Annotated in this window: 9 protein-coding genes and 3 pseudogenes; 9 read left to right on the plus strand and 3 right to left on the minus strand. The window is 60.8% G+C overall.

Features of this window, described 5'->3' with window-relative positions:
- A pseudogene (locus MKK70_RS22845) lies at positions 1-189 on the minus strand (IS5/IS1182 family transposase); the annotation flags it as partial.
- 84 nt (positions 190-273) lie between these two features.
- Between MKK70_RS22845 and MKK70_RS22850 the strand changes: the two are divergent.
- The 4 genes and pseudogenes from MKK70_RS22850 to MKK70_RS22865 form a co-directional block, all read left to right on the plus strand.
- Positions 274-680, plus strand: a pseudogene (locus MKK70_RS22850) (integrase core domain-containing protein); the annotation flags it as partial.
- Between the two features lie 149 nt (positions 681-829).
- Entirely contained in the window at positions 830-1,000 is a 171-nt protein-coding gene (locus tag MKK70_RS22855) for a hypothetical protein (RefSeq protein WP_243950129.1), read from the plus strand.
- Between the two features lie 608 nt (positions 1,001-1,608).
- Entirely contained in the window at positions 1,609-2,028 is a 420-nt protein-coding gene (locus MKK70_RS22860) for a hypothetical protein (RefSeq protein WP_243950131.1), read from the plus strand.
- The gene (locus tag MKK70_RS22865; RefSeq protein WP_243950133.1) at positions 2,029-2,304 is read left to right on the plus strand and encodes a helix-turn-helix domain-containing protein; all 276 of its coding nucleotides are present in this window, start codon (positions 2,029-2,031) and stop codon (positions 2,302-2,304) included.
- 307 nt (positions 2,305-2,611) lie between these two features.
- On the opposite strand, the gene MKK70_RS22875 is transcribed toward MKK70_RS22865, so the two are convergent.
- Both MKK70_RS22875 and MKK70_RS22880 read right to left on the minus strand, forming a co-directional pair.
- Positions 2,612-2,914, minus strand: a complete 303-nt coding sequence (locus MKK70_RS22875; RefSeq protein ID WP_243950137.1) for a hypothetical protein — start codon at positions 2,912-2,914, stop codon at positions 2,612-2,614.
- Complete coding sequence (locus MKK70_RS22880) at positions 2,911-3,591, minus strand: ParA family protein (protein WP_243950139.1); 681 nt, start codon at positions 3,589-3,591, stop codon at positions 2,911-2,913. Before MKK70_RS22880 ends, MKK70_RS22875 begins: the two co-directional genes overlap by 4 nt.
- A 265-nt stretch (positions 3,592-3,856) precedes the next feature.
- Between MKK70_RS22880 and MKK70_RS22885 the strand changes: the two are divergent.
- The 5 genes and pseudogenes from MKK70_RS22885 to MKK70_RS22905 all read left to right on the plus strand — a co-directional run bounded on the left by MKK70_RS22885 (position 3,857) and on the right by MKK70_RS22905 (position 6,513).
- Positions 3,857-4,291 (plus strand): annotated as a pseudogene (locus tag MKK70_RS22885) (hypothetical protein).
- Between the two features lie 171 nt (positions 4,292-4,462).
- Positions 4,463-4,669 carry a hypothetical protein gene (locus MKK70_RS22890; protein ID WP_243950141.1) on the plus strand — a complete coding sequence of 69 codons (207 nt, stop codon included), beginning with the start codon at positions 4,463-4,465 and terminating at the stop codon, positions 4,667-4,669.
- 494 nt (positions 4,670-5,163) lie between these two features.
- Positions 5,164-5,463, plus strand: a complete 300-nt coding sequence (locus tag MKK70_RS30905; RefSeq protein WP_313899107.1) for a hypothetical protein — start codon at positions 5,164-5,166, stop codon at positions 5,461-5,463.
- Between the two features lie 270 nt (positions 5,464-5,733).
- Positions 5,734-5,934 (plus strand): hypothetical protein, encoded by a 201-nt coding sequence (locus tag MKK70_RS22900; RefSeq protein WP_243950143.1) that lies wholly within the window; start codon positions 5,734-5,736, stop codon positions 5,932-5,934.
- A 48-nt stretch (positions 5,935-5,982) separates the two neighbouring features.
- The gene (locus MKK70_RS22905; RefSeq protein WP_243950145.1) at positions 5,983-6,513 is read left to right on the plus strand and encodes a PilZ domain-containing protein; all 531 of its coding nucleotides are present in this window, start codon (positions 5,983-5,985) and stop codon (positions 6,511-6,513) included.
- Positions 6,514-6,716 lie beyond the last annotated feature (203 nt).

Below are 6,716 nucleotides of genomic sequence, written 5' to 3' on the forward strand. Positions count from 1 at the left end.
CCTAGATACCCGCCCCGCGAGCCCCCACGGCCCACGGTCTGCTGGAATGCCCGGCCTCTTGGCGCCGTTCTGATGCCGCCAGAGCATGGCTGAGCGTGCGCGTCTGAGATCCCGTTGGGGCGTCTTGGCCTTGGGGCGGCAGGCCTCGACCCACGGCTCCAGTTCGGACCGCTGAGCGTCTCTCCGTATCGTCCCTCCTGCATCAGAGAAACGAAATCGCTAGCCAAGCGAAGCCGTTCAGACGACGACAGGTCCTATGCCCGGCTCGCCTAGGCCGAGATCCATCCGGACGAAAAGTAAGGCTCCTGCCTCGCCTTCCTCGTCAACGCCCTGCGCTTCTTCCGTCGTCACAGCATCGCCGTCGAGCGCGTCATGACCGACAACGGATCGACCTTCAAATCCAGGCGTTACGCCAAGGCCTTGCGATGGCTCGGTATCGCGCACAAACACACGCGGTCCTACACCCTGAAGACCAACGGCCAGGTCGAGCGCTTCGTCCACACCTCCCTGCGCGAATGGGCTTATGCCCGTGCCTACGACACATCCGACCAGCGCAGACAAGAACTCCCCGCCTTCCTCTTCCACTACAACTGGCAGCCCCCCACATGGGCATCAGCCGCCAGACACCCGTCAGCCGCCTCGGAGTGTCCGCGAACAACCTGTTGATGCTCCACACCTAGCCGTGCCTGCCGAAGCGCAGCCGCGGTTCGCTGCACCGCATCCCCAGCCGAGTGCGGAGAGCACGGGAAGCCTTCCTGAGGCTGTGGAGGAGGCTGTAAAGAAAGAGACGGTGCAAGGCGCGCCGGCGAATAAGCGATCTCGCGCTGAGATGGACAAGTTCGACTGGCGCATCGCGACCGGCGATGGTCGAGCGATGCGCTCCGTATGCGCGGGCTGTGCGACGGTAGGTCCCAGGTCTGGAGCAGCCTCACGCGACAAGGCCAACGCCGAAGAGCAGGAGTTCCCGATCGAGGATCCTGCGCAGGCGCCGGCCGACTGATGGGGCAAGTTTTGACGTAGGCGCTGCCACGATCCACCCCCACGCGCGTTTCACCCGTTCAACGAGGGCCGATACGCATGTCGAGCATGAGCGATTTAGGTTTTAAGTCGACGTTCGTGCTAATGAAGATTGGACATAATCTCAAAGATAGCCTTGATGATACTTTCGAAGCTCCAATTCCAGAGCCTCTTGTGGCCGTCGCCGCTGAGATCCCGGATAGAGTTCCAGAGATAAGAGTTATACTGCTCAATAACGTACGGTATATGCCCCATGATGACGAGCCACTGGTCTGATAAGAGTCTACGTATCTATTAGTGCACCAGCATCATGAGGCCGTGCCCTACAAAGACTACCAGGGCGAGCTTCAGAATAAAACCGGTATCTTCGATTGTCTGGCGCATCGTTTGCCATCGATCTGATGGCTAACGATCGTTTACCTCATCCCTCGAAGATAGCCTTGTTGATACATCGTTAGGAGTTTTACCCCGCTACACTCAAGCAGTGCTTAACGACCTATTGAAGCGCACGGCCAGCGTTAACCATTGCACCACGCCGAATGCACTCGGAGATGGCGCACGGTGCCGAGGCGTTGGGATTCAAGCGCCAAGTTGGCGCCCGCAATCACCTGTAAGACCGCCCCCGCTAACGGTCGATTCGAGCGCGCCATCCAACGCAATGCGGAGCGCGGCAAGAGGATCGCCGAACCGGCTCTCGCCGCCGCGTCCGGCACACCGTTGGACAAGGGGCTATACCTCGACGCTCTGAAGAAGGTGCCGGCCGAGCCCAAAGCATGTGAAACGAGCCGCCGGCTTTCGGTGTTTCACGCCACCTCCGAATGGGCGAGGCCGCCGACCTTCGCAGGTGATCCGACGGCGGATAAAAATCAGATCCGGCTTTTTTGCAAGCGTTTGATCGGGTGCAGGTTTTTCGCCTACCTCTGCATGGTCCGATCCCTGATCGTGTGCGTGGTGGGGACAAGCGCCGGAAGTCCTCTTGCGGCTCGAATCATCAAGATTCACGAAGGGTAGATGCAAATCACTGCCCCTCAAACCCGCGCCGCCCACGCCCTCGCCGGGGTGACCCAAAGGCAGCTTGCCGCCGTCACCGGCTTGTCGCTGTCGACCATCGCCGAGTTCGAGGCCGGCGCTCGCGACACCCAGTCGACGACGCGCGACACGATCAGAACGGTGCTCGAAGGCCACGGCGTCTTAGGGGCTGTCGGGGGCTGTGCTGTCGGCCGTCACCTCGCCAATGAGCAGGCCACACGCCAGACGCAGCAGCCGGTGCCCCAGGCGGGTCGCTAACTCGCCCTACGATGCGAGGCGTGTTGGCTTAGCCCGCCATGCGTCGCATTCTGACCTCACCTTAGCAAGCTCGGATCGCAAGCCGTCGATAATGGCTTGCAGCTCGCCGGCGTCGACCGCCATTTCGATGAGCTGATCCTGCGCCTCGGCAAGCTGAAGGTGCAGTTCGGCGCTCTCCGTGGCGAGCTCGAGCAGGGCGAGGTCTGAAACCGTTCCGCCTTCCTTCATTCGGTGTCAGATCCACTGATTGCGCCGGTTGCTGCCGCGCTAAGGGCTGCGGTGATCGCTATGAGTACAGCCGCTTTGATCATGCGGAGACCTTCGCGATCATCGCGACTAGCCGCCCGAAGCCTTCACGGTAGGACATCCGCTCCGTCTCGCACCACTCCACGAACTGGTTGATGTCCGTGATGGCAGCCCGGAGGTTGAGCTGGTCGGTCGGTTCATCCACGGCGATGCGGCGCTTCCGGCGGGTCGGCACCTCACGGCTGGGGAAGCCGAGCTTCTCCGCGACACGGTCGATCTCCCGGGTGACAAGCGTTGCTGGCTTGGATGCGCTCGGATGGATCTCGGCGAGCTTGCCGAAGCCGAAGGATGGCTTGGTGTTCATGCGGCTGCCTTCACGTTCAGGCTGCTGACCAGCTCGATGATCTCTTCCGACAGGCGCTCGGCGTTGTCCTGCGCCGCAGGAAGGCCGTTCACGAGGGCAGGATCTAGCTCTGAGAGCGCCCGGCTGTACGTGAACATGCTCTTGTAGGCCGCCCGTTCGTTGAGGTGGGTCGTGAGGACCGGGATACCGGCCCCCCGCAGCTCATCCATGATCATCTTCTCGTTCCGAGTCGGAATCGCCGGCGAGGTCCGCGTGAACAGTACCCGGAACGGGATCGTGCGGCCGACGACCTGCTCCTCCTCCTGCACCAGGCTAACGGCGCGCGCTGCCTGAGCGGCGTCGACGGCGCTGGCCTGCATCGGGATTAGCACCAGATCCGAACGCATGATGGCGCGCGAGACCATGCGGCTCGCCGTGCCTTCGAGGTCGACTAGCACGAACTGGCGAGCAGCACGCTCGGCGTCGATCGCCGAGACGATGCCGCTCTCGCCGACATCGCCCAGCACCTTCATGGCGGTAGCACTGCCCCCGCGAGCCCAGGAGGCGATCGGCCGGTTGGGGTCGCAGTCGAGCATTGTGACGGTGGCGCAGTGGGCAGCCAACGTCGTGCCCAGCACCAGGGCGGTGGTCGACTTTCCAGCGCCCCCCTTGGGGTTCGCTACCGATATGACCGGCATGCTGCTGATCTCCTGTCGAAGCATAGGGTCCGCCAGGGTAGGGAGCGAACGGTTACTGAGGGGTTAATCCCCTCTCAGACCCTATGGCAAGAGAGGCGCCTCTATTCTGCGCATTCAACGCCTACGCCCGGCCAGGCGAGGATGCTCTAGGCGGTGCTATGCAATGATAGCTATCGGTAGCATCCAATCGACGTGCAGGTCTAAGCGTCTCCTGCTGAGACCGTTAAGCTACAGTCAGATTGATGAATTTCTGTCGCAGAGCCCTGTGCCGATCCGGCCTGAGCACCGCTTCTTCCACCCGATCGATTGGCCCCAGCTCTCACACGAAATCCGGTTCGTCCGCGCTGAGGGGCACTGCAAGCGATGCGGGCGCCCCCACGGCCGGGTCGTCCCGCACCTCGGCGATGGCCGGTGGTGGGACGAAGACGCCGAGCGCTGACGCTGTGACCGCGGCCGACAGTTCGCGACGCAGCCGGCGGCAGCCGACATCGTAGGCGCCATGCGCCGGACCCAGGTCTACCTCGCGACCGCGCACCGGAACCACGACACGAGCGTGAACGACGATCGCAACCTCGTGGCCTGGTGCTAGCGCTGCCGTATCCTGCACGACGCCCCCGAGCATCGCCGGAGACGGCGGGCGACCCTGATGCGGCGGCGCGCGAACGAATCTCTGTTCGCGGGCGTCTACGAGGCGTTCTAGGTCAAGCAAGGGCGTCCGGCCAATCGGGTAAGCTTGTGCCCATCACGTAACGCCGTTAGGCCTTCAATGACCTGATGGGGTGCGATCTTGGGATTTACGAACGCCGAGCGGCAGGCTCGATATCGTAAGAAGCTGAAGGCCACCGCACACGCCTCGCTAAAGGAGGCAGTGATGCGCAAACGTCAGGAAATATTAGACACTTGGCTCGGTCAGACCGCTGATCCTGAATTACGGGATTTTGCCGCTCAAGCTCCCCGAACTGGCGAGCAGTTCGAGATTTGGATTAGCCAGATAATTGTCGCTGACCTCGAACAGGAGTTTCACCGGTTCCAGACGGAAGGGAAGCGCAAAACGGCTCGTGAGCGCGCTGTTACGTAACCGCTTGACTTATGCGCTCGCTCGGGCCGACATCAGCTATTCCGGCCCAACGTCTCTACCGAGTCGCGAGCCGGCATCAGGAGAGATCACCGCCGCGAGATAGACCCTGAAACGACTACGGCCCCCTTGTCGCTAAACAGGAGGGCCGCAAAATCGCAGTGGCTTCGAGGGCCAACAGACAATCCCTCACAAACCACATGCCCCCCCGGGAGTGAAGCGGGAACGCTAATTCCTGCATCCGTAAGCCGTGCCTTGTGCCTGCCGCGGCCCGAGGGGGCTTGAGGACTATGTTCTATGAGGAGATCCGCCGATAGGCGGAGGCGGCCCCGCGCCGCGTTGCCGGCTGTCGCGTCCGCACTGTGGAAGGCCTTTGGGGAAGGGCCCGTGTCCGAGGCCGAAGCGCTATCGGGGCCGATCGAACTTCGATCGATCGCCCCTGCGCCTGCGGCGAGGCCCAGGAAGGCCGTTGGCTCGCGCCCGCGTACCAGGCCTCGGTGGAGCGCCGCCGCCGCTGGGCGGTCTTTGGGCGGCTTCCGCCGGGACTTGCGGTACGGTTCACCCTGGCGGAACAGTCGGTGCTTCCGCTCGTCGCGGCTGAGACCGTCCGGCGGAAGGATTGTCGCCTTGCCGTCGGGCACCTTGCAGCGATCACGGGCGTAGCTAAGCCGACGGTGCGCAACGCCATCCGGGAGGCGAAGAAGCTCGGGCTGGTGTCGGTCGAGGAACGGCGGGTCACAGGCTTCCGCAACGACATCAACGTGGTCCGCATCGTTTCGGTCGAGTGGACGGCCTAGCTGCGGCTGGCCCGCAGCTCTCCGTTCACGGCCACACTGAGCCTTCCTCTTCAGGGGGGAGGGTGCAAATCCGTGAAGCGCACGCCTACTCGTAGTTCTTACCTTGTAAATCCCAACCCTCGGAACCCTCGAAAGGGCTGCCGACAGACGGCGGCCGACCCAGACGAAAAAGCTCGTCCGCGTATCAGCGCTGTAGGTAGGCCCGACCGAGCCATGCGGTAGCCGCAGGCAAGCGTCCGGCATGTCGAACGCGAACACCCTGAGACGCAAATGGGCGACGACACAACGGCTCTGGTCCTGGCGCTTGCTATCAAGAACGTAGAACTGCCTACGGCATCGGCCGAAGTGCAGGAACTGCTGATCAAGACCGCAGTGGGTGCCACCGAGATGCACTTCTCGCTAAAATGTTCCTTTAAGACGACCTTTTATTTGATTAGAAATTTTCACTATTTCTTAATCCGACGCTTCTGATAATAAATCTACATACGGTGCATTTATGCAACAAACACGGAACTAGCAATGTCAAATAGACGTCGTATTCAGCGACAGCCCTGTAATTTAGAAGCTAGGATTTTTATACCTGGATCTAAAACTGTAATACCATGCACAATCACAGATATATCGACTCATGGTAGCTTCATAACCACCCCTGAGCACGAGTTAGTACCCCCAAATTTCGATCTTTCCATTGGTATGAGCATCTTGCCGCGCGCCTGCCGCATCGCCCGCCGCGAAGCTAACGGCTTTGGCGTCGAATTTCTCGAACCAGTACGTCACGAAGTTGAGGAAATTCTGATCGAGCATGTGTTCAAGGAGGAACTCATATTTGAGCTATTCAACCCTGCTCTGGATGGCGCAGAAACGATTACCGGGGTACGTCTTCGCCAAACTGTGAACGCCATTATGAACCTCATTGAGCGTCGTAATGCTATGGTCTGGCAGCACACTACTGCACACGAAACTTCGAACGGGAGTGCAAGGTTTTCCGCTCCCCCAATGCCAATGCGATACAGCCATAAACCACTCAAGGAACTTCTAAGGTCGGCTTAGTATGAGTACATTTGATATGAATACATACAGGTAGTAAACAGAGCGTGTCTGCTTAAACGCAGCTAGAGCCTGTCGTCGTCTGAACGGATTGGCTTGGCTAGCGTTTTCGTTTCTCTGATGCAGGAGGGACGATGCTGAGCGACGCCCAGCGGTCTGAACTGGAGCCCTTGGTCGAGGCCTGCCGGCCCAAGGCCAAGACGCCC

Origin of the sequence: Methylobacterium sp. E-041 (assembly GCF_022829665.1) — a bacterium.
Taxonomy (GTDB): domain Bacteria; phylum Pseudomonadota; class Alphaproteobacteria; order Rhizobiales; family Beijerinckiaceae; genus Methylobacterium.